Below are 20,349 nucleotides of genomic sequence, written 5' to 3'. Positions count from 1 at the left end.
CTGTAACTTGATTTTAGTTTACAACTATTTTTCTATTTAGAATTTCTAATATAATCCTAGTTAGGATTAAAAGTATACTATATATTTTTAAAATTAAATTTATTTTATTTAAAAAATATATATAAAAAAATGAAATTTAAATAATCTTAGCATGAGGCGAAAGCCTGCACGGAAATTTTCGGGGAAGTATGAAAGATATAGAGGTATTGATTAATTGGTGGAGCTAAGCGGGATCGAACCGCTGACCTCTTACATGCCATGCAAGCGCTCTCCCAGCTGAGCTATAGCCCCGTGCCGAGCATTTTACCGCAGCACAAAATGCTGTCAACTACGGATTGCATGCTACCTAAACAAGTTCAATCTAGCACACGTTTCAACCTGGCTAAAACTTCTGCTTTTCCTAACACGCGTAATGTCGCATTAATCGGCGGTGATACATTCGAGCCGGTCATGACATAACGTAAAGGTTGAGCCACTTTACCCAATTTTAAAGAAAGTTCAGTAGCAGTTTCGATTAATGCATGATGTATCGATTCGTCCGTCCAAACACTTAGCATCTGCAATCGATCCTGCAAAACTCTTAATATACCCACTATGTCTTCTGAAATAGCTTGTTTATCCAAGCTAGGTGCTAAATAAAAGTAATTACTTTTCTCGGCCATCTCAGTTAATGTTTTGACTCGTTCACGCTGCAAAAGTACCACGTCAATTAAGTCTGGCCCTTTTTGTGTGTAAATATTTAACCGTTGGAATTCTTTAGCTAATAACTGAGCAATTTGTTTTGCGTCATCGCTTTTTAAATAATGTTGATTTAACCAAATGAGTTTATCGGGATTAATCGCTGCCGGTGCTTTATTTAAATGCGTCAAGTCAAAATAATCTATCATTTCTGAACGGGAGAAAATTTCTTGATCGCCATGCGACCAACCTAATTTAACCAAGTAATTTAAAACGGCGTCGGCTAAATAACCTTGATCCCGATATTCTAAAATATTGGCCGCACCGGTTCTTTTAGAAAGCTTTTTACCATCACTACCTAGGATCATTGGTAAATGCGCATATACCGGCAAATGTGCGCCTAATGCTAATAATATATTGATTTGCCTGGGTGTATTATTCAAATGATCATCGCCACGGATCACATGCGTAATATGCATATCATTATCATCGACGACTACGGTAAAGTTATAGGTCGGTGAACCATCGCTACGCGCAATAATGAGATCATCTAATTCACTATTTTGAAAAACAACTAGCCCGTGCACTTGATCGTCGACAACTACTTCCCCGCTTAAAGGATTACGAAAGCGCACCACATAACTTTGATTGGGCAATATCGATGTTCTATCCCGACAATAACCGTCATAGCGGGGTTTTTGATGTTCGGCAAGTTGCTTTTCGCGTAATTCAGCTAAACGTTCTTTAGAACAATAGCAACGATAAGCCTTACCTTCATTTAGCAATTGTTCTAAGATTTCTTGGTAACGGGCTAAACGTTGACTTTGAAAGATCGGACCCTCGTCATAATCCAAACCTAACCATTCTAAGCCTTGCAAAATAACATCCGTTGCTGCTGCGGTCGATCGTTCGGTGTCAGTATCTTCTATACGCAAAATAAATTGGCCTTGCTGTTTTTTTGCGTATAACCAAGCATACAGCGCTGTTCTGACACCGCCGATATGCAAGTAACCGGTAGGACTGGGTGCGAAACGAGTACGAACTTTCATAAATAACCTTTATTTTTTATATACTCAAATAGATTGAAAAGGTTTAACGTCCCCTTTCCCGCAACGAATAATTTCTGGTGTATTGGTGGATAAATCAACGACTGTCGTCGGCTCTAAGCCGCAAAAACCTCCATCTATAACTAAATCTATACGCTTCCCTAAAATATCGCAGATGGCTTCAGGTTCTAGCAAAGGTAAATCCGAATCGGGCAAAATCAACGTAGTACTCACTAAGGGTTGATCGATCATCTCCAATAGCGCATGCACAATTTTATTATCAGGAATTCTGATACCGATGGTTTTACGTTTAGCATTGACTAAATAACGTGGGACATGTGAAGTGACGGGTAATAAAAAGGTGTAAGGACCCGGCGTATTAGCTTTTATAAGACGAAAAATAGGATTTTCTAATTGGGCAAACAGCGCCATTTCCGAAATATCGCGACATAGCAAAGTCAAGCAATGTTGGTCTTTTAACTGTCGTATCTGTCTAATCCGTTGTATGCCTTTTTTATTACCCAATTGACAACCTAAGGCATAAGCCGAGTCCGTCGGATAAACAATAACCCCTTCTTTCATCAACATATTCGCCGCTTGCCGTATTAAATGCAGCTGCGGATTTTCCGGATGGATCTTGAGAAACTGGCTCACATTACTAACCCTATTTCTAAACAACTCATACTGTTATATATACTCTTCGTACTTGAATTTTTGTCTGTGTTGCCGCTCAACTCGCAATCCTCATGTATGTATAATACACTCCGGTTGCTCATTTTCGCGGCGCCTTGACAAAAACCCAATTACTGTGAGTATACTAAGGGGTATCGAGTCTTTACTACTTTCATTCAATGCGCTTACTCGTCGATTTTCTGCCTATAGTTGTCTTTTTTATTGCTTATAAGCTTTTTGGCATCTATGTAGCAACCGCGGCTGCTATTATTATCAGTTTACTACAAGTAATCATCTACTGGATTAAACACCGTACGGTACCTAGTATACAACTTATTAGCTTAGTCCTCATCCTCTTCTTTGGGGGTGGCACGCTGTTATTGCATAATGAATTATTTATAAAATGGAAACCCACCGCCCTTTACTGGTTGCTCGCTTGCGGCGCATTGGTGACTCAATATTTTGGCAAAAAACCTTTAATTCAGCATCTGTTAGAAACTAATATTGTCCTACCCGCACACCTGTGGTCATCTTTAAATAGAAATTGGATCATCTTTTTCACCTTAATGGGTGGAATTAATTTATGGGTCGCTTATACTTTTGATACCAATACTTGGGTAAATTTTAAGTTATTTGGACTGTTGGGAATTACATTTATATTTATACTCGTGCAAGCTATTTATTTAGCGCGCTATATTCGATCCGATGAAAAAACATGAAAAATAATTTTGCACTCGATACCGCCGCTACGATTCAGAAAAAACTCTATCAGTCACTCGCGCCGACATTTTTAGAAGTCATTGATGAGGGTGATCAACATATAGGTCATGCAGAAGAAGGCGCGGGTCATTTTGCCGTACGGGTCTCCTCGCCCTTATTTAAAAATAAACCTTTGGTTGAATCCCATCGGCTTATTTATGCTGCGCTTGGAGATACGATGGGTAATGAAATTCATGCCTTAAGAATAGAAATCATTCCATAGATATTATTAACGCCCATTTATGTCATTGCGAGCACCGTAGGTGCGTGGCAATCCATGGATGGCCACGCTCATTCCATTCGCTCGCCATGACGATGGTTATTAAGCTTCTAACTTATAACATCGATCCGTATTTAACTAACCGTCTGTGACGATAACTCTGGATCCTTGCGATAATTAACTAAAATTTCCTCAGCAATTTGTTCAATGATTCCTAAGCTAGAATCTTCTGTAATGACGCCATGCTCTTCTTTTATGCCGGCTAACCGTCTTTCTACCAGTTTTTTAATACTACCGTTTGGAAATAGGCGCGCTAATACGCGTCGCGCTTCTACCGGTCCTAGTTGATGATACAGTCGGTTACGTAAACTCACATCTTCTACGGTGGTACTAAACGCCCATAATTCGATAGGGCCTAAGGTTAAGGTCAACAATTGCGTATTCATACCTGTTTTCGTAGCAAATTGCGCAAGAAAGGTCGCACCGCCTTCACGTGGACCGTGCACACGCGTGCGCAATGCAACTTTAGCGGTGGGTGATAAACCGAAGGTTTCTACGGATTTTTCCACTGCTTGCGCAGGACCTGCATCCATAATATAAATCGAGGTAGCGAACTCAACCATCACTTCATCAAAATCATCTAAGGATTGAGAGAGTAACGCAATTTGAACATTCCACTTTCGACCTTCACGCATATCCACGATCACTTGATCGCGAACTGCTTTTGCTTTTGAGGTACGATGAAATTCATCAAATACAATACGTTTAGGATCTTCACGCAACTCGGCAATACGTTGTTTGTGATAATCACGATATTGGCTAGCAATATCACTTAAGTTTTCTTCACTCAAATAATAGTGTCGCGCAAGTACATAACGTGCCAACATATACATGACAGCGGTTTGTCTATCAGAAGCATCGCCACCGCTTTTTGCGACTTCATCTAAATCTAATGAGACTATTCTAGCTTCGCCCAAATCAAAACGCGTCACGCGCGATAGAATCGGATATTCGCGTATGGCGCCAGAAATCATACGTGCAAATGCATTAATTAAACTTTCGCCGGTCGGCGCGGTAATCTTTCCATACAGATCTTCAATGATAGGTGTACGACAAATGGCAGCTGCATCAGCGAGCAAAGGCATGGCATAGCGTTGTGCCAACATCGCTTCATGTGGAAATCCAGAAATAAATAAGGCGTCGGTGACTTCCCACCAAGTGGTACGCTGATCAGGAATAAAACCCATTTCCTCTAAAATTCCATCAACCAAAGGTTCAATACCCGCTGTGTAAGGATAAGGCATGCCTTCATCGGATAGATTTTTATAAAGCTCGTCGATGACCAAACCGGCCATATCGGAAATACCATCGTAAGGTTTCACCGCACCTAACGGCGTGGTTAATAATGTTAAAAAATTAACTAAAAAACTACGTTCTTGTGGTGTCGGGTAACGACAACCCAATTGCGTATCAAATGGATTAATCGAATAATCCGCTGTCATGCGCAAACGGTGATACGCCACCCAATGCCGATTCGCTATCGGTAACGCCTCTCGCAATAAAGAAATTAAACCACTGCTTGAAGGTCCAATATCAATAATCGCAATACGGGGTAAACGTTGTAAACCACCTGCTAAACACAGCGCTAAATTTAACGTATTGGATAATACCGATTTTCCTGAACCTGGACGTGCGTAAATCAGATCGATCCAGGTGGTCTGTTCGCTAGAACCCGGTTGAAATGGCCACGGTTTACCATCAGGACTACGAAATAATTGGGCACCGGTTTTCCAGGGCGATGCCGGTCGCGTAATCGGTAACATATAAACGACCTGCGAAAAAGGCAGTATCGTCGGTGTCGCAACACTTTCTGCTGAAATACCTAACAGCGTTGAAGCGAGACCGCCAAATGGATCGCCGGAAACTTCAGAGACATCACAAGAACCCCAGCCTTCGATGGCTTTCGCCAACTCTGCTGCGCGTGTGCGTAATAAACCTATTTGCCCCTCGGGCGCCCAAGTACATGCCGCTACACGCAATCTCACCACGGCATCATCAGTATTAATAGAGACGTATTGTAATAAATTATTCGCATCACTTAGTAAGCGATTTTGTGCCGATGAGAAACTCAAGATAGAAGCCAATACCGATCGTAATTTAATAGAACGTAAACCATCACTTTCTATAAAAAATGAGATGCGCCATGGAATTCTTGCGGATAAAGTACGTTGTAGTAAGGAGTTAAAGGTTTTTATTTCTTTCGGCAACAGATCAATAAAAACACAAGAATAAATTTTATCGCCAAAGCGCACGGTTCTTAAATCTAAATTCTCGGCATCACGTGGTAGCACTTGGCGCGCCAGTGAAGGCCATAACACATCGGAGATGGTATTGCGCGAGCGATCATATTCTTTCAACGAAATTTTATCGCCGGGCAATGCCGCGCGCCAATTTTTATCGGTAAAAGCAGGATCAGCCACCGAACGTATCGCATGCAAAGCATCATGTACTTCTAATAAATTGGCAGCAATATTTAAATCCGCCAAATCATGGCGTATCGAACGAATAAATGCATCGTGTGTATCGCGTAAATCAGGAATAGCCGCAATGACATTTTGTGTCAATGTAGAAGGAGGAATTTTTTTTTCGCGAATAAATTTTAGTTTATCTTTGGTTGAACGCTGATATTGTTCGGTGGTTAAGCTCGCAGGACGCGTCCAACAAACAAAATAAACACTTTCAGAGGCACAATGTTTCGCCAGAAAATTAGTTCGCTCTGCAAATAAATCACTTAAATCTAAATTTAAACGTTGACTGGTTTGTTTGCCTGGCTCTAAAATTTCTTTTAATAGTTCGGGAACCGCCTGTCTATCATATTGAAATACCACTTGCAGCGCATGACCTGAACGTGAAAGTGCGGTTTGCAAGGTCTGCGTTAATCCTTCGTGCAATCGCTGAAATTCAGTCGTTCCTATGAGTTGCGTCACGCCTACAATCTGGATGACTGAAATAAGTGAGCCATCATGGGCAACAAGTACGCTAGGACTATCGGCGGTTTCTAAATCGCAATAGGATTCCACCGTCTGCTTAAGTGAGGTACTCAACCAGGCCAGGAAGGAATCTATTCCATCTAAAAATGAATCTAGAAATTTAGCCATTGCCATTTTTTTATTGTAATTGTAAAAGTGTTGTTATCGAACGTGACCAATCTGTACTTTGATACCTAAATCCTGCGCGTGAAGGTAATAAACGTATAGCGCTAAAAATTTTTTTATCTAGCAAACCTTTACTTTCAGATTCTATGATAAGCTGACCGAAAATTGAGGGTTCCTGCATTTGCGAACCCCACTCATCTTCAAGAACCTGAGTACGTAACTTTAAATTTCGATACGTATTTTGTGCAGTCTCTTTATATTTGGTTTCATTATTCATCGCTGTAAACAATAAGTGACAAAAACCATTCAAATGATTTTGTGATACTTCAGGCAAATAAATTAAATTGCCTCCGCCATAGGTTTCGACTGATTCTAAAAAAAAGCATTGTGTACATAAACTACATGCTGTCACTAAATTAGATAGCTTATTGTTATGGTAATTTTGATCCAAGTTAATAACTTCTTGATGTTTTTTTGATTCTAAGCCACAAAATTGACAGGTAAATTTGTCTCGTTGCCAAATTTTTTGACTAAATTCCTCAAAGCGCCGATCCAACTTACGTTGCATAAACAGGCGCCAGCCATGAGGATTTACATTTAACTTAATAGGATACATCGTTTAAAGACCCGGCAATCCAGTTGTACCATGAATTCCAGCTGCGCCACTGGTCCCGCCAAAAATCGTGTAACCGGCAATAATAAATATATGCGGTAAAAAAATTAACGCTGATCCAACAAATAATAGAGCGATAGGCGTTCCTATCGGAATTTGCGTAGGGTTATCTTTATGTGCTTTAAACTTCAGCATCGAGGCCATCGCAAAACCGATCCCTGCCATATACGCGCCGGCAGTAATCAGTTTTGCTAAACCCTCAAAGGATTCGGTAATCTTTAAGGCCATCTGACCCAATGTCAACACCTCTTCGGCTTTACTCATCGCTGCATAAGCTAAAGTACTAATCATCACTGTTAGTAATGACATTAAGCGCTGGGCACTTAATGTTTTAACCAAAACCTTTTTTTTATTTTTCATGCATTTTTTAATCCTTAGATCGTTCCTCTATTCAGGAGAATAGCATAAAAAAATCACCCGTCATGGCGAACGAATATCTAGATTGCCGCGCGCTACGCGCTCGCAATGACGATTAATATTTTACGCGCTCGCAATGACGAGGATGAACCTTTAGCATGACCCATTTCGAAGCAATAAATCAATAAACTCCTACTAGATAAAAAATAAGTTAAGGGTGTTTATGTATAAACACCCTAACTCACACACAGGCTTCTAAGAAGGTTTTATCCACCACCTACTCCTGGAAGACCTGTCGTACCAGTGACACCACCTGCTCCAGTCGTTGAACCAAAAATCGTGTAACCGGCAATTTTGAATATATTCGGTAAGAATATCAATGCGGCACCAATGAACAGTAACGCTATGGGTGTTCCTATCGGGATTTGCGTAGGATTATCTTTATGCGCTTTAAATTTCAGCATCGAAGCCATACAAAAACCAATACCTGCCATATAAGCACCGGCAGTAATCAACTTAGCAAGTTGATTAAAAGAGCCAGTAATTGTGCTAGCCACATTACCCAAAGTAGGATCGTTTGATGTAGGATCCGCTGCTAGGGCAGCACTCGTATAAAAATAGGCACTCATCCATAGGGGTAATTGACCTAAACTAGATACAATGCGATGTATCAGCCTAGTATTCAGCAATTTATTTTTCATTTATTCACTCCAACCATTTAAGTTTCTACTATGCATTTTCTGACTCACATACCAAAACTGGCTTTCAATATTTCTTTTGTACCTTCGATATTAATCGCTAAAAGACCGGCGACTATATGCGTAACGGCTTTACCCATGCTACTCCTCCCGTTGGGATTTGATACATGGGTGAGGCTTACCCAGCCTTTTATGAACGAGATAGTACCTATTAATTGGACAAAGAGCAAAACTGCATGTGAGGCTAATAGCGTCGAAAGATTATGTACCTGGCCATAACCCATCGGATCGGTCACGTCGGTCGTTGCAAACGTCGATAACATCATGCTTTTAAAGGCAGTCGGCGCATATAGCAGGGCCGTACCCGCAAAAAACACCATCATTGTGGCTTTAAAGTTGGTTTGTACCGACATCATGGTTCGCAAATCGCCATATACCTTTAATTGATAGACCCCTCGAAAAATAAAGGCGATACCCATCAAATAAGCTAAGGCGGTAATCAGACGGTAAATATTAGGAAATTGATCCGTCATCGTTAGCAACATATGTTCAACAGAAGCATATTTGGCACTATCACCACATCCGCTGAGCAACAAACAAGACAGCAGGAAAAGAATATTCCTCCATTGTTTCTTCAGTAAAATTTTATTGCTGTCAAATAAACGCATATTAATTATCTATCATCTGGGTTGTAACCAATAATGGCCCCTGAACTTAAAGTAATCGTTCCCTGATTAGGATCTATCGCTGTTATATCACCATAACCTGCTAATTTATCTCCCATTCCTAAAGTCAGTGTCGAACCATCCTGTAAGGTTAGCCACACACGACCTGGAATGATCGCACGCACATAATATATTGGTTTAGGTGCTGACTTTTTCCTTTCGCTTAGTTTAGTTGCTTTTTTTTGCTGTTTTTGCAAAAAAGCTTCTTGTTGCGACCGTAACAGTTGAGTTTGGTCATTCATATCGGCCAGTCGCGAATTAAGATCAGTTAAAGTCGATTTAATATCGCTGAGATCCGAATCAAAAGCTTGCAAATGGGATTGTAATTCGCGTTGTTCTTGCTCTAGATGATTAAAACGATTATCCAGCGCCATATTAGCTTGCACGGCGGCTGGGATTACCGGTATAGCGGGTTTTTGTGCATTCGCGACAACGGGTGGTTTAGGTGTAGCATGCATTTTATGGATTAATGTACCTACTAATTTATAAATACCCAAACTTGCAAAAATAATGAATACAATTAAAAAAATATGATGACGTTGCGTCTTTTCTAGAATAGCAGACGCGGGATCGGGGCTATTCGCTGCGCCAGAAAAGTGCGATGCTGATTCTGTTGTTGAATCCTGAAGCTTGTATTCTTCATCAGAATTATAGTTTTTATTATCCATTATCCCCTCACTGTATAAAATATTTTAAGTATAAAAATTAACTCGTCGGTAATGCCGCTAAATCGGAAAGAAATAATATCCCCATCGGTGTGCCTGAAAAAACTTTTACTGTCGGCGGCGTATTGAATATGTTTCTCAATACGGATGAATATTGCAGACCGACTTGACCTAAACCGACAAAAATTCTATCGCGCGGGGATAAATTATTTTTTGCAGGTTGATCCGGTGTTGGCGAAGGGAATAGCGAAAAATTATAATTTGGCGCCGAATTGATAAAAGATTGTCCATATCCTTGTATGAAAGCGGAAGCAAATAAAGTCCCGTAACGTAACCAATAATGATTATTGGTATCGCTAGATAAAGCAGTACGTGCGGTATTCTCATCAATAGCAACGGTATTAATTGCCACACTTTCGGATAATTTTGGCAGTGTTAAGGTATTGAATGAAAGTAAAACCTTTTGACCTTGATTGCTTAAGGTACCCATTAACCGCGCACCTTTAAATTTGCCTTGTACAATCTCAGCAAGTACTGGGCCAGGCTCATCACTATTTACCGCGGTTAATAATACCGCGTATATAATCGTTCCCGCTTTTACGGCAGGGGCTCTGGCGCCTGCTGGAGATCCAGACAATGCGCCACCTAAACCAGCCCCGACACGATTTAACTCCGGATTTCCTGCGACATATTGCTGATTGGGCGAAACCCAAGCCGCAAACAATTGACTGGCTTGTGTACTCATCGAGCCCTGCATTTGTTGCTGTAACTGATCGGCCTTTTGAGCAGAAATCTGTTGCGCTTGTCTATCTAAAATGGCCTGTAACTCTGGATTAGGTTTGTTCGCAGCATCTGGAATTAAACTAACCGCTGCATTGGTCGTTGACACATTATTATCGTTCGTCGATAAAGCAGCACTCGTATTTCTGTGTGGCGGCGTAATACTGCCGATAGGATCCCCTTGCGCATCGCGAACCATTCCATCCGCACCTAATCTTCCTAGTGCCTTACCCTGTGCATCTCTAACGATACCATCGCTACCTACGGTTCCAACTAAGTGGCCTAGTTTGTCATACACGGGTGTGCCGGGCGCGGTTGCACCGAGTTCCCCAATAATCTCATCATGTAATCCCCGTACCAGACCATCACTATCTAACTTACCGATCACTTTTCCTTGTGCATTGCGTACTTCACCATCGCTATCCAGTGTTCCTAATAATTTACCTTGGTGGTCATAAACGGGTGTGCCTGGAATAGCATGTCTTTTTTCATGTGTTCCCTTTAAATAAGCATGACCGATAATTTTTCCGGCTGAATTACGCACCACACCATTGGCATCGACTTCACCGATAACATTTCCTGCGGCATCTCTCAACTTCCCATCGGCACCGATCGTGCCCAACAAGTGACCTTCGGAATCATAAACCGGGGCGCCGGTCATATTGACACCGGTTTTTCCGATAACATCGCCCTCAGCATTACGAACTGTGCCATCCGCATCGACTTCACCAATAACATGACCGCTGGTATCTCTTAGCTTGCCATCGGCATCTACCGTACCGATCAGATGACCGTTTTTATCATAGGCCGGGATAACAATGCTAGCCTTGGGAACCACCACTTTTCCAATGACTGCCCCTTTTAGATTACGTACGATGCCGTCAGGACCCACGATACCAATAACGCGACCTTTTGCATCCCGCACTTTTCCGTCTCGACCTACCGTACCTATTAAACGACCCGCCACATCATAGACTGCATCACCCATCGCAGGAACTGCAGCACTACCGATAACGGTTCCATCTTCTGATCGGACTAAACCATCAGGTCCTACTTGGCCAATAATTTGTCCATTACTATCTCTTACTTTGCCATCAACGCCCAGATGGCCAATCACTTTTCCTTGCGTATCATAGATTAAGGTTCCGGACTTCAATTGGCTGGGCTGTAGCGAGGATATAGGCGCCAGTGTCGACTGTACGCCGGCACACGCCATATATTTTGCACACGCATCACAAGGTGTACAGCCGTTATTCATCGCTTGACAAGGCGAACTTCCATTAACACCCTGTCCCTTTAGATTAAACTGATTGGTATCCAATAAGGTCGGAATAGAACTGGTACCGGTTTTTTCAGCTATAGAAGCTTGTTCCAGATTTTGTTGTGCTTGCAAACGTTGATAGTCGGCAGACGGCGATTGTTCTAAACCACCAGGGACAGATTGGATATTAGTTGGAGATCCTTTTAATTGGATTGACGACTCTTCGACGGGTGCTTTTTTAGAAAGATGGATGAAACCATATAGAAAACCAAATAAAAGTATGCAGCCGGTTACTATAATAATGCTACGCGTACGAATATTTTTAAATAAACGAGTAATATTTTGTAATTGAAGTTTCATAAAATTATTTAAAACCCTTCAACTTTTAATTGGATAGACTGTCCGTCTTCAAAACCCAAAATTAGGGGTGTTTTAGGCATTTCATATGCCTTCATACCATCTGGACTCGACATGGTTGCAATCCAAGCGGGTGAAATTAAGGTTAAACGTGTACGTAAATAAAGATGATCGCCCACTAACCAAGCTTGAGCGAGGCCACCTGAAATTTTTAATACGGTATTTCCCGCTGGCGGAACACCTTCTAAAATATTTAATAAGGCGGGATCGGCACTTTGCGGTAAATTTCTACCTAAGAGGGCTTTTGCATTGGGCCCATTACCTGGGATACGTAAATCAATTCGATAATCTACCGCTTTTTGACCGGAAATCAGTGTCACCATCACCGGCGTTTCTAAACCGCGTAGTTGTATAGCAAGATTTCCAACGTTATATAATGAGGTCGCTTGTATCATCAACAGATTACTTTTTTTATCCCATTGAATATTAAAAGCTTGTGGATTACCGATATCATAATTGTCGACTGGCCAGGGTTGACCGGTCGAATCAAGAAATGCCAATGTCGTCACATAACCTTCGGCTAAGCGAATAACCGTTGGTGTTGCGCCGGGTTCTAATTTCACATATTGCGATGAAATAGTGGGACGGGGTGGTGTACCCGGTGTAGTGGCAGCGGCTGCTTGGGTCTGGTTGAATAGTTCTCTTAAACGTTTTATTTGCTCAGCTGACATCGGTAGCATGGTTTGCGCCATCGATCCAAAAGCGGCTTTATTCAATGATTGAATGGAAACTGAATCTTTACTATCGGCAGTGGTCTCAGCTGAATTGCTAGAGGCAGTAGAGTCCTGTTTGCTTGAGTTTTCTGCAGCCATCGACACGGCCGAAATATTGACTAATACGATTAACACTAAAAAATTAAAAATAGTGCGTAACATTGTTTTTTGGACAGTTAAAAAATACATACCTGTTAACCGGTTATACCCCCGCCTCCTGATACAATAAATTGTGCAATACCGATACCACGTGGCGATGTTAAGGTCGAAACCCGAACAATCAACATCGTGACTGTCACTGCTTGTTGAGAAAACTGACTGGCACTTTGAAAAGTAATCAGCATCGGAATTTGCACTTTCCAGGTATAACGATCCGCTAATAGGCCTTGCTCCAATATAACTGGAACACCTGTCGCTACCGCAGAAACAATTAATTTTTTGCTGATCACCGCTTGCAAATTATTCGAGCTTTTAATCGCCGAAAAAAACATTTGTTTTCCTTCTGGCGTAAAATAATCGGCGGCTTGTTGTAGCGCTTGTCGATAATTAACAAAGTTATAACTATAAGCTGCTGTCGCCGCGGTATTAGACCATTCCAATACTGCAGCATTACTTAAATTCGGTTGTGGAAAAGGCACCAAAGGAACGATACGACCATCATTACTGCTGGCAAAATAACGTGGCGCAGGTGGGTGTGCAACGATATAAAATAGGGCGCCAGCCAAAATTAACATAACGAAAAAACTAAACATTAAAGCGGCGACAACTTTTCTATAATTATCCCGATAAAATTCGTTACGTAATTTAACGACTTGTAAGGCATCTTCTTTCATGGTCATCTCAATTTTTAAATTATTTTTATTAATTACGTATGGTGCTAGGGAAATCTGATGAAACTAAACGTGTTAACTTTCCGCTTTGAGAACTTGCATAAAAATCAGGTGTAGGTATAAAAATAGCTAAGTAAATATCGAGCGCGCTTAGCAGAAAAATAATAAATAAAGTAAGCAAGAGCGCAGTACAAACTCGGTTGTAATTATCCCGATAAAACCCTTTACGCGATTTAAGCAACTCAATTCGGTTCCCCACAGTGACCCTCTTTTTGTCAAATTTGGCCTTATTTCAACGAACTATAACCCAATATCTGGCGAAAAAGCTAGTTTTAAATACACTATTTAATTTCCCCAAAAAAAGGATTTTTATGATTGTTTATCGATTCATTTCCTAAATTTTATTGAGCCTCCTCACTCACTATCTTCCGGGAGTAAATGCCGAGTTCTTATCTCAGTTGATAAGATTTGTGGTTGATCTCCGTCAAATCTCACCCCTCGTTCCTCGCTTTGATCCTGTCTATCCCAAGCTCTAGCGACGATAATTCGTGTATTTAAGCCATGGTCTAATAGATAGTCTTCGATAACTAAGGCCTGTTGCTTTGCTAAATCTGAAGTTTCCTGTTGTAAATCGGGTGTGGGGGTGAACGTCATTATATCAATACCGAAATTTTTCCGCTGATTGAGCAAAGTCACAAGCAGGCTCAATGTAGGATAAGAGCTGACTTTTAATCTAGCAGTCCCATTAACAAAGAAATGTGAATTAGGAAGAATTAATCGCAATTCGTCCCCCACTTCCAATCTACGCACACCACCCTTGCTAATTGCAGTTAACAAATTCGCCTGTTGCTCGGCTGGGCTAAGCGGTTTTTTGGGTGTGCTCGCACAGGCGGTAAGCAATAAAAAAATAAATAATACAAAAATTCGGTTTTTCATAAATTAACCTGTCTAGGCATCTGATTTTTTCTCATTGGTTTCTCGTTCTTTTTTAATAGCTGTCAGCAGTTTATTCACCTCTTTAGCCATTTCTGTGCCTGGCAAAATATGATTCAGCGCAGGGGGGTAATGAGTTGCTAACGCCATATCCTGAACAATTTCAGTGGCAATACTATTGGCGTGTTTTTCAAATTTACCAGACACTTTTTCTATCACGGCAACTTGTTTTTGCGTTGCAACACGTTTTAAAAATGCCGCGTTAAATTGCTCTGGATTATCTACCATCATCAGACTCGTTAATTGCGGTGTCGCGGTTAAGGGAGTGAATACGTTCAACTCATTTACGGGTAATGATACCTCTTCTTCTATGATACTTTCTTCTCTACTGCTCTCTGTAATAGGTTCATCTAATGCTAATAAGGCGGGCATGGCAGCAGCGATAGGATTGAGATCAGAATGCTCAGATAAGGTTTGCGCCAATGTAGTAATAATGGCCGATTCATCGAGTTTATTGAGTGAAAACTGTTCTTTCTCAGTCACTAGTCGAAAATTTTGCAGGCGTGATTGCAGATCTAACAAATAACGATTAGTCGGTAAACCCACTTTCAAAAATTGATTAAGTCGCATGCGTGCCACCGGTCGTGGATTTGCATAAAATAATCGCGCACGAATAATCTTGGATTTAAATAAAATGTGCGCTTCACCTTCACGTTGTTCTTTTAAATCGAGTAAATCGATACGTGCTCGTTTCTCCGAAGAAGCACTGCGTGTATCCGCATAATTATTCATCACACTTTCAGCACGCGTTTGAAAAGCATCTACTTTAGTGACCCAAGCTTCACCTGCACTTTTTGAAAAGAAATCCCAGGTTTCTAGCGGATCTTCCAATTTCATACAAAGTTTAATATTACAGTTTGCTCCTATCGATGCCGCTTCTTCTTTGGAAGCTTTTTGAAAGGCGGGTAAATCTTGTCCGGCAAAAACAATGGAAAACCCTAAAGACCGTGCTTGCGCGGGAACCACTGCAAATCCGGGAACAGCGTAATAACCATATTCATCCAATACGCATAAATAAGGGGTTAAAGAATTGGTGGGTTTACGTTCAATAATATCGCGGTAATCTCCTTCTACTTCCTCACCTAAACCCGCGGCTAACATGGCCTTTAAGGAAGCAATAATCACTTTACCTAGATTGGATAATTCGTCAGGTGATTTTTCAAACGCGGGCAATAACACCAAAAGTATACGACGATTTAAAACCACGTCCTTTAAATCAACTTCTGCCAAATTGGTTCGTAAAATATGACCATAGGTATCCGCTAAGGAACCAAATACACGGGTTAACTGCATGGTAATAAACCCATGCTGTTCTAATACTTGTGAGACTTGTTTACCTTTTTTTGATTTGTCATAACCCGGCAAGTTAATAAGGTAATTGGTAATCGGTTCTAGTACAACTTCAGGCACATCCATTAAGCTCAAAGGTTCTTGGCCATCGCGTGGAAATATTTTATCAATAACAATATTTTCTACGCGTGTTAACTCAAAATAATTACGCACAACGTTAACGTCTAATAAAATTCCACCTTGATCACGGATATAAACCAAGAGTTTCATTAACGCTTCAACGAAGACTATCGCTCTCCCTTTCCACATATCACCATCGGGTGTATTACTACTACTATCCATCAAACTGACCACGAGCTGCGATAACATACTCGAAGAACCATTCGCAAAGGGATTCATGGTATTCGACAAGCGTTTTTCTTGTGGTCCGACAATATCACGCGCACCGGTCATAAAATTGACGACCAAAATATCATCTTCACGTCCCATCGAACGCGCCATAGAAAAAACTTTAGCAAATAAACTGTTATCCCCTTTTCCGTCTACATAAATAAAGCCACTGCCCTGCACCAATGCATTAAACGCCAACGATATTAACGCTTCGGTTTTACCACTGCCGGTAGAGCCGAAGATTAAACAGTGCGTTCGCATATCATCGTTGCTAAACCATAATTCTTCACCACTCGATATTTCGTTACCAAACAAACAAATACCACGTGCTTTTTGTGGTTTATTACTTCCGGCTTTTAAATCGTTATGATCTAATTTATGCGAACGTTGTGGCATCCGAAACGGTAAACTGGTTTTACGTGTATATGCATAAAAAAATGACAGGACTCCGAGTAGAAAAATAATATCGGCAATGGTAGGAATAATAAATGCGCCTGCAGCAAAACCGACTAATAAAATAGTCACTGCAGAAGGATTTTTGAAGAAGTCGACAAAACGCTGCGATAGCGTACGCGTATCTCGTAATAACTTACGCGGATCTTGTTCGTGTTTTTGTTCTAAACCACGTGCTATAGCTACCATACCGTAATCAACTCTCAGCTTTATTAATAACCCGTCATGGCGAGCTCACGAAGTGAGCGTGGCCATCCATTCACAGTTTACGTATCTTCTAGATTGCCGCGCGCTACGCGCTCGCAATGACGATAATATACTTCTCACCCTTCTTCCGCATCAGGAATATAAAGTATGTCTTTAATCGCGGCTTCTAAACCATTAACCGCTTCATCTACCATAGGAACCATGAGTCTTCTGCCCATTGCCCTCTCAACATTCCAGTGAGCAAAGGGACCGCTTACTTCTGCAAAAGAGGTTTGACGACCCACCGAATTTAACATAAACCACAATAATCTATCCGTCGGTTTAAGCCATAAAAAATCCGCCGTCGCTAAAACCCCTTCTTTTCTTGCTAAGACTAACATCGAGGCCATTACCGTTAAAACATAGGCATGACTCTGCATCACGCGTTGGACTAATTTATTATTTTTATGTTTTTCTAATAAGGCATCAACCCCTGAAAAATCCAGTCGTCCCTTTGTCGTCGATTCGGCAATTTGTAATAATAATTTCAATGCGCCATCGCGATCGCGGTTGGCTCTTGCAGCAAACACGGCAAATAAAGCCTTAGTCGCTGGCTTTAAATAATGGATACCTTGCCAATACTCCCCACATTGCATGACGAAAACGTGATGTGCCGCCTCTCTTTTTATAGTCACCGTTCTTTGATTATGAATTTTTGCAGTCATCGTCATGGAAGGAATGATTTTTTCTTCCTGTAATAATTGATATTTTTTAGCAAATTGCATCGGTGATAGCGCCATCGCCCAAGGCCCTTTATCAATATCTTCCTTGACTAAATCAAGCTTAATGACCGGCGAAATTTGTGGCCAATTTTTCCGTTCTGCCTCTGCGAGCGTGCCCATGTTATAAAACTTTTTAAATTGTAAATTAATATGGCTAAAATAAATAATTAACGCTAATACGACGAGGATCACCATAATCGGATAACGTAAATAACTACCGATTTCATGGCTAATATCTAATAATTGTGGAAAGACTACTTGTGCGGGAATTAAATGATGGATACTCGCTGGAAGCTGCGCCATGGAAGGCAAGACGAATGAAATTAAACGCGATTCCCAGAATTTAATCTGTAGGGCAAAGGCAACGATTTGTGTGTGAAAAAAGGCCCAAAGCAACCATCCTAAAAGAAAGATACATAAAATGATCCACAATGGAGCAAGTGAATTATCTCCGGATTGCTGTTGTTGTGCTGGAGCGGCCATAATTGTTATTTATTTTTTATACTCTTCGCACTTGAGTTGCTGGAGTATGTTTTTTTATTCGAATCAAGTTTCTTTTACTAAAAAATTTCTAACTAATTTATATTGTCCCGTCGCATGTACTAAGCGAACGATATTCTTCAGCTGTATCGCCGCTTCTGATAAGCTAATTAACTTACGCCCCTCGCGATCGGTACGGCCGCCTAGGTCCTCGTCGGCCAGAATCGCATCGCTAGGCACATTTACTATAACGTACGCATGATTTAAATTTCTATCGTTTAAACGAATCGCTGCACGGACATCCGTTTCATTGTAATAAATCGGTCGTCCCATGGTATAATTAACTAATGAAACGACAACTTCTTGCCATTTATTCATATTGCTGCCTTGGGATTGATAAAGCGCAATATACACCTCTGTGTTTTCAAAACTATTAGCGGCTAGCAAATCATTCGCGATTTGCCCATGATGTTGGTCTAAACCGACTTTAGTGACAAAGTCATCGCGTATCTCTTCTAGTTTTTTCTTAATCCCTTTTAAAAATAAATTGTTTTGCCATGGACCCGCTGCTATTCCTTCATCTAATATTTTCTTTATTTCTAAAGCGACTTGAATTTCTTGCTCAGTCTGAAGCATAAATTAAGTCTCAAGAAAATTAACCACAGTGAAAAGTTTGAGTAGACCCGCAAACAGTCACTGTTTGGATTTCATTCCGCATAGAGTTTATACAATCAGTTGCAATAGCTAAATTGGGATTTTGTATTTTCTCAGAAACGTTAATAATCCGACGATTTAAATAGCGTAAGTTTTCTAAAGTCGTTTCTATTACTTCAGTAAAATCGTTATCAACATTTTTACGGTTAGAAAAAATCATAGTCAACTTGATCCTTATTATGTGTTACCAATTTTTAATTCAATAAACCCAGCCTACAAACGAGTCCGTTTATCGTATAACTTAAATCCATTTAATGGGGAAAACTCACAGTTTCGGGTCAAGCCCATCACTTTTATAAGCTCTCCCATTTCACTCGGTGACGTTAATAAATGCACCTGTCGATTGACATCCATCGAGGATATCTCATCATAACATTTTTCTATTAGAGGTAACAAATCATTGTTAAGTAAGAAAGCGGCTTGTGAGGTGTAGCCAGACACCTTTAGGCCTGATTGCAGCGCCGCTCGTGCCAGGCCGCTAAAATCCACCGAAGCCGTAATATCCTGTAGACCTACTAAACTTAAGGGGTCAGCATGAGCACGATGCTGGTAGTAGCACAACAGCGTACCATTCATTCTATCGGGATGATAATATTCTTGCGCGGGGAAACCATAATCAATAATTAACACTAACCCTTGCTCTAAGGCTTGATTCAGCTTGCTTACCCAATCAGTAAGCCCCGTAGATACTTCAGACTGATAGTCCTTTGCTCCTGGAAAATAGGCCGTTTGCAACTGGCTTAATTGACTTATGAGCAAGCTATCAATAGGAGTCAGATGATACTTAAAATGATCCTTTTCAACACCGACACGCACCTCCTGTATACTATCTTTAGTCCAAAGGAACTGATGCACGGGCAAGGCATCCACTACTTCATTAGCTAGAATTACGCCTTTAATAGGCATAGCTGGCCAATCCTCTAACCATTGTATTAAAGGAAATAAATGAGGCATGTGCTGCTGCAATCGTTGTTGTTGACGTTGTCTGAGTGTGGGACTGATTTCAAAAATTTTATAGGTCCTAGGCAAACTCTGCTCTTTTTCCAAAAACAACAATAAATCGATGGCCAATTGACCCGTACCCGCTCCTATTTCCAAAATATCAGACTGACCTAAGCTTGCGAAAACTTGCTGACACTGTCGGCCGATGCAACGAGCAAATAGAGGGGAAATCTCAGGTGCGGTAGTAAAATCACCGGCTTTACCAAATTTATCCAAAGCGGCGGTATAATATCCCAGCTCTGGCTCGTATAATGCCAACTGCATAAATCGTGCAAAGCTGATAGAGGCCGATGCCTGATGACGTATTTCTTCGCGAATCAATTGACACAATTGCTCACTCTGGGCTTGCAGCGGTGTAGTCGGAACAGGTAAGCCTAGCGGTATTTTTATCATTGTTACATTATTTAAGG

The 20,349-nt window shown here is 41.0% G+C and carries 20 protein-coding genes and 1 tRNA gene; 2 read left to right on the top strand and 19 right to left on the bottom strand.

What is annotated here, in order from left to right; genetic code table 11:
- Nucleotides 1–215: 215 nt before the first annotated feature.
- The 3 genes from AAHH40_RS03390 to AAHH40_RS03380 form a co-directional block, all read right to left on the bottom strand.
- Nucleotides 216–291 (bottom strand) — tRNA-Ala (locus AAHH40_RS03390).
- A 65-nt stretch (nucleotides 292–356) separates the two neighbouring features.
- Nucleotides 357–1,727 (bottom strand): glutamate--tRNA ligase, encoded by a 1,371-nt coding sequence (gene gltX, locus AAHH40_RS03385; protein WP_342220712.1) that lies wholly within the window; start codon nucleotides 1,725–1,727, stop codon nucleotides 357–359.
- Nucleotides 1,728–1,751: 24 nt separating this feature from the next.
- Nucleotides 1,752–2,378 carry an L-threonylcarbamoyladenylate synthase gene (locus AAHH40_RS03380; protein WP_342220711.1) on the bottom strand — a complete coding sequence of 209 codons (627 nt, stop codon included), beginning with the start codon at nucleotides 2,376–2,378 and terminating at the stop codon, nucleotides 1,752–1,754.
- Nucleotides 2,379–2,575: 197 nt separating this feature from the next.
- Between AAHH40_RS03380 and AAHH40_RS03375 the strand changes: the two genes are divergently transcribed.
- Nucleotides 2,576–3,115 (top strand): septation protein A, encoded by a 540-nt coding sequence (locus AAHH40_RS03375; protein WP_342220710.1) that lies wholly within the window; start codon nucleotides 2,576–2,578, stop codon nucleotides 3,113–3,115.
- Complete coding sequence (locus AAHH40_RS03370) at nucleotides 3,112–3,378, top strand: BolA family protein (RefSeq protein ID WP_342220709.1); 267 nt, start codon at nucleotides 3,112–3,114, stop codon at nucleotides 3,376–3,378. The genes AAHH40_RS03375 and AAHH40_RS03370 overlap by 4 nt, the downstream gene beginning before the upstream one ends.
- Before the next feature lie 131 nt (nucleotides 3,379–3,509).
- Here the strand turns inward: AAHH40_RS03370 and AAHH40_RS03365 are convergent, their stop codons facing one another.
- The 16 genes from AAHH40_RS03365 to AAHH40_RS03290 all read right to left on the bottom strand — a co-directional run bounded on the left by AAHH40_RS03365 (nucleotide 3,510) and on the right by AAHH40_RS03290 (nucleotide 20,332).
- Nucleotides 3,510–6,533, bottom strand: a complete 3,024-nt coding sequence (locus tag AAHH40_RS03365; protein ID WP_342220708.1) for a type IV secretion protein IcmB — start codon at nucleotides 6,531–6,533, stop codon at nucleotides 3,510–3,512.
- 10 nt (nucleotides 6,534–6,543) lie between these two features.
- The gene (gene icmJ, locus AAHH40_RS03360) at nucleotides 6,544–7,146 is read right to left on the bottom strand and encodes a type IVB secretion system protein IcmJDotN (protein WP_342220707.1); all 603 of its coding nucleotides are present in this window, start codon (nucleotides 7,144–7,146) and stop codon (nucleotides 6,544–6,546) included.
- 3 nt (nucleotides 7,147–7,149) lie between these two features.
- Entirely contained in the window at nucleotides 7,150–7,563 is a 414-nt protein-coding gene (locus AAHH40_RS03355; protein WP_342220706.1) for a type IV secretion protein IcmD, read from the bottom strand.
- Nucleotides 7,564–7,826: 263 nt separating this feature from the next.
- The gene (locus AAHH40_RS03350; protein WP_425287969.1) at nucleotides 7,827–8,261 is read right to left on the bottom strand and encodes a type IV secretion protein IcmD; all 435 of its coding nucleotides are present in this window, start codon (nucleotides 8,259–8,261) and stop codon (nucleotides 7,827–7,829) included.
- A 44-nt stretch (nucleotides 8,262–8,305) separates the two neighbouring features.
- Nucleotides 8,306–8,926, bottom strand: coding sequence for a hypothetical protein (locus AAHH40_RS03345; RefSeq protein WP_342220705.1), 621 nt, complete (start codon nucleotides 8,924–8,926; stop codon nucleotides 8,306–8,308).
- 5 nt (nucleotides 8,927–8,931) lie between these two features.
- Nucleotides 8,932–9,651 (bottom strand): hypothetical protein, encoded by a 720-nt coding sequence (locus AAHH40_RS03340; RefSeq protein WP_342220704.1) that lies wholly within the window; start codon nucleotides 9,649–9,651, stop codon nucleotides 8,932–8,934.
- A gap of 37 nt (nucleotides 9,652–9,688) precedes the next feature.
- Nucleotides 9,689–12,049 carry a TrbI/VirB10 family protein gene (locus AAHH40_RS03335; RefSeq protein WP_342220703.1) on the bottom strand — a complete coding sequence of 787 codons (2,361 nt, stop codon included), beginning with the start codon at nucleotides 12,047–12,049 and terminating at the stop codon, nucleotides 9,689–9,691.
- A gap of 8 nt (nucleotides 12,050–12,057) precedes the next feature.
- Complete coding sequence (locus AAHH40_RS03330) at nucleotides 12,058–13,008, bottom strand: DotH/IcmK family type IV secretion protein (protein ID WP_342220702.1); 951 nt, start codon at nucleotides 13,006–13,008, stop codon at nucleotides 12,058–12,060.
- 5 nt (nucleotides 13,009–13,013) lie between these two features.
- Nucleotides 13,014–13,652 carry a type IVB secretion system apparatus protein IcmL/DotI gene (locus AAHH40_RS03325; RefSeq protein WP_342220701.1) on the bottom strand — a complete coding sequence of 213 codons (639 nt, stop codon included), beginning with the start codon at nucleotides 13,650–13,652 and terminating at the stop codon, nucleotides 13,014–13,016.
- Nucleotides 13,653–13,680: 28 nt separating this feature from the next.
- Nucleotides 13,681–13,908 (bottom strand): type IV secretion protein IcmL, encoded by a 228-nt coding sequence (locus AAHH40_RS03320; RefSeq protein ID WP_342220700.1) that lies wholly within the window; start codon nucleotides 13,906–13,908, stop codon nucleotides 13,681–13,683.
- Between the two features lie 155 nt (nucleotides 13,909–14,063).
- Nucleotides 14,064–14,585, bottom strand: a complete 522-nt coding sequence (locus tag AAHH40_RS03315; RefSeq protein WP_342220699.1) for an OmpA family protein — start codon at nucleotides 14,583–14,585, stop codon at nucleotides 14,064–14,066.
- 12 nt (nucleotides 14,586–14,597) lie between these two features.
- The gene (locus tag AAHH40_RS03310) at nucleotides 14,598–16,955 is read right to left on the bottom strand and encodes a TraM recognition domain-containing protein (protein ID WP_425287976.1); all 2,358 of its coding nucleotides are present in this window, start codon (nucleotides 16,953–16,955) and stop codon (nucleotides 14,598–14,600) included.
- Nucleotides 16,956–17,098: 143 nt separating this feature from the next.
- A complete protein-coding gene (gene icmP, locus AAHH40_RS03305) occupies nucleotides 17,099–18,226 on the bottom strand; it encodes a type IVB secretion system coupling complex protein DotM/IcmP (RefSeq protein ID WP_342220697.1) in 1,128 nt (375 codons plus the stop codon).
- Nucleotides 18,227–18,289: 63 nt separating this feature from the next.
- Nucleotides 18,290–18,859 (bottom strand): Dot/Icm secretion system protein IcmQ, encoded by a 570-nt coding sequence (icmQ, locus tag AAHH40_RS03300; RefSeq protein ID WP_342220696.1) that lies wholly within the window; start codon nucleotides 18,857–18,859, stop codon nucleotides 18,290–18,292.
- Between the two features lie 19 nt (nucleotides 18,860–18,878).
- Nucleotides 18,879–19,097 (bottom strand): hypothetical protein, encoded by a 219-nt coding sequence (locus AAHH40_RS03295; RefSeq protein WP_342220695.1) that lies wholly within the window; start codon nucleotides 19,095–19,097, stop codon nucleotides 18,879–18,881.
- 53 nt (nucleotides 19,098–19,150) lie between these two features.
- The gene (locus tag AAHH40_RS03290; protein WP_342220694.1) at nucleotides 19,151–20,332 is read right to left on the bottom strand and encodes a class I SAM-dependent methyltransferase; all 1,182 of its coding nucleotides are present in this window, start codon (nucleotides 20,330–20,332) and stop codon (nucleotides 19,151–19,153) included.
- Nucleotides 20,333–20,349 lie beyond the last annotated feature (17 nt).

The sequence above is a fragment of the Rickettsiella endosymbiont of Miltochrista miniata genome (genome assembly GCF_964031245.1).
GTDB lineage: Bacteria > Pseudomonadota > Gammaproteobacteria > Diplorickettsiales > Diplorickettsiaceae > Aquirickettsiella.
The sequence above is the reverse complement of the archived record's forward strand: the minus strand, read 5'-3'. Positions and strand labels throughout refer to the sequence as shown.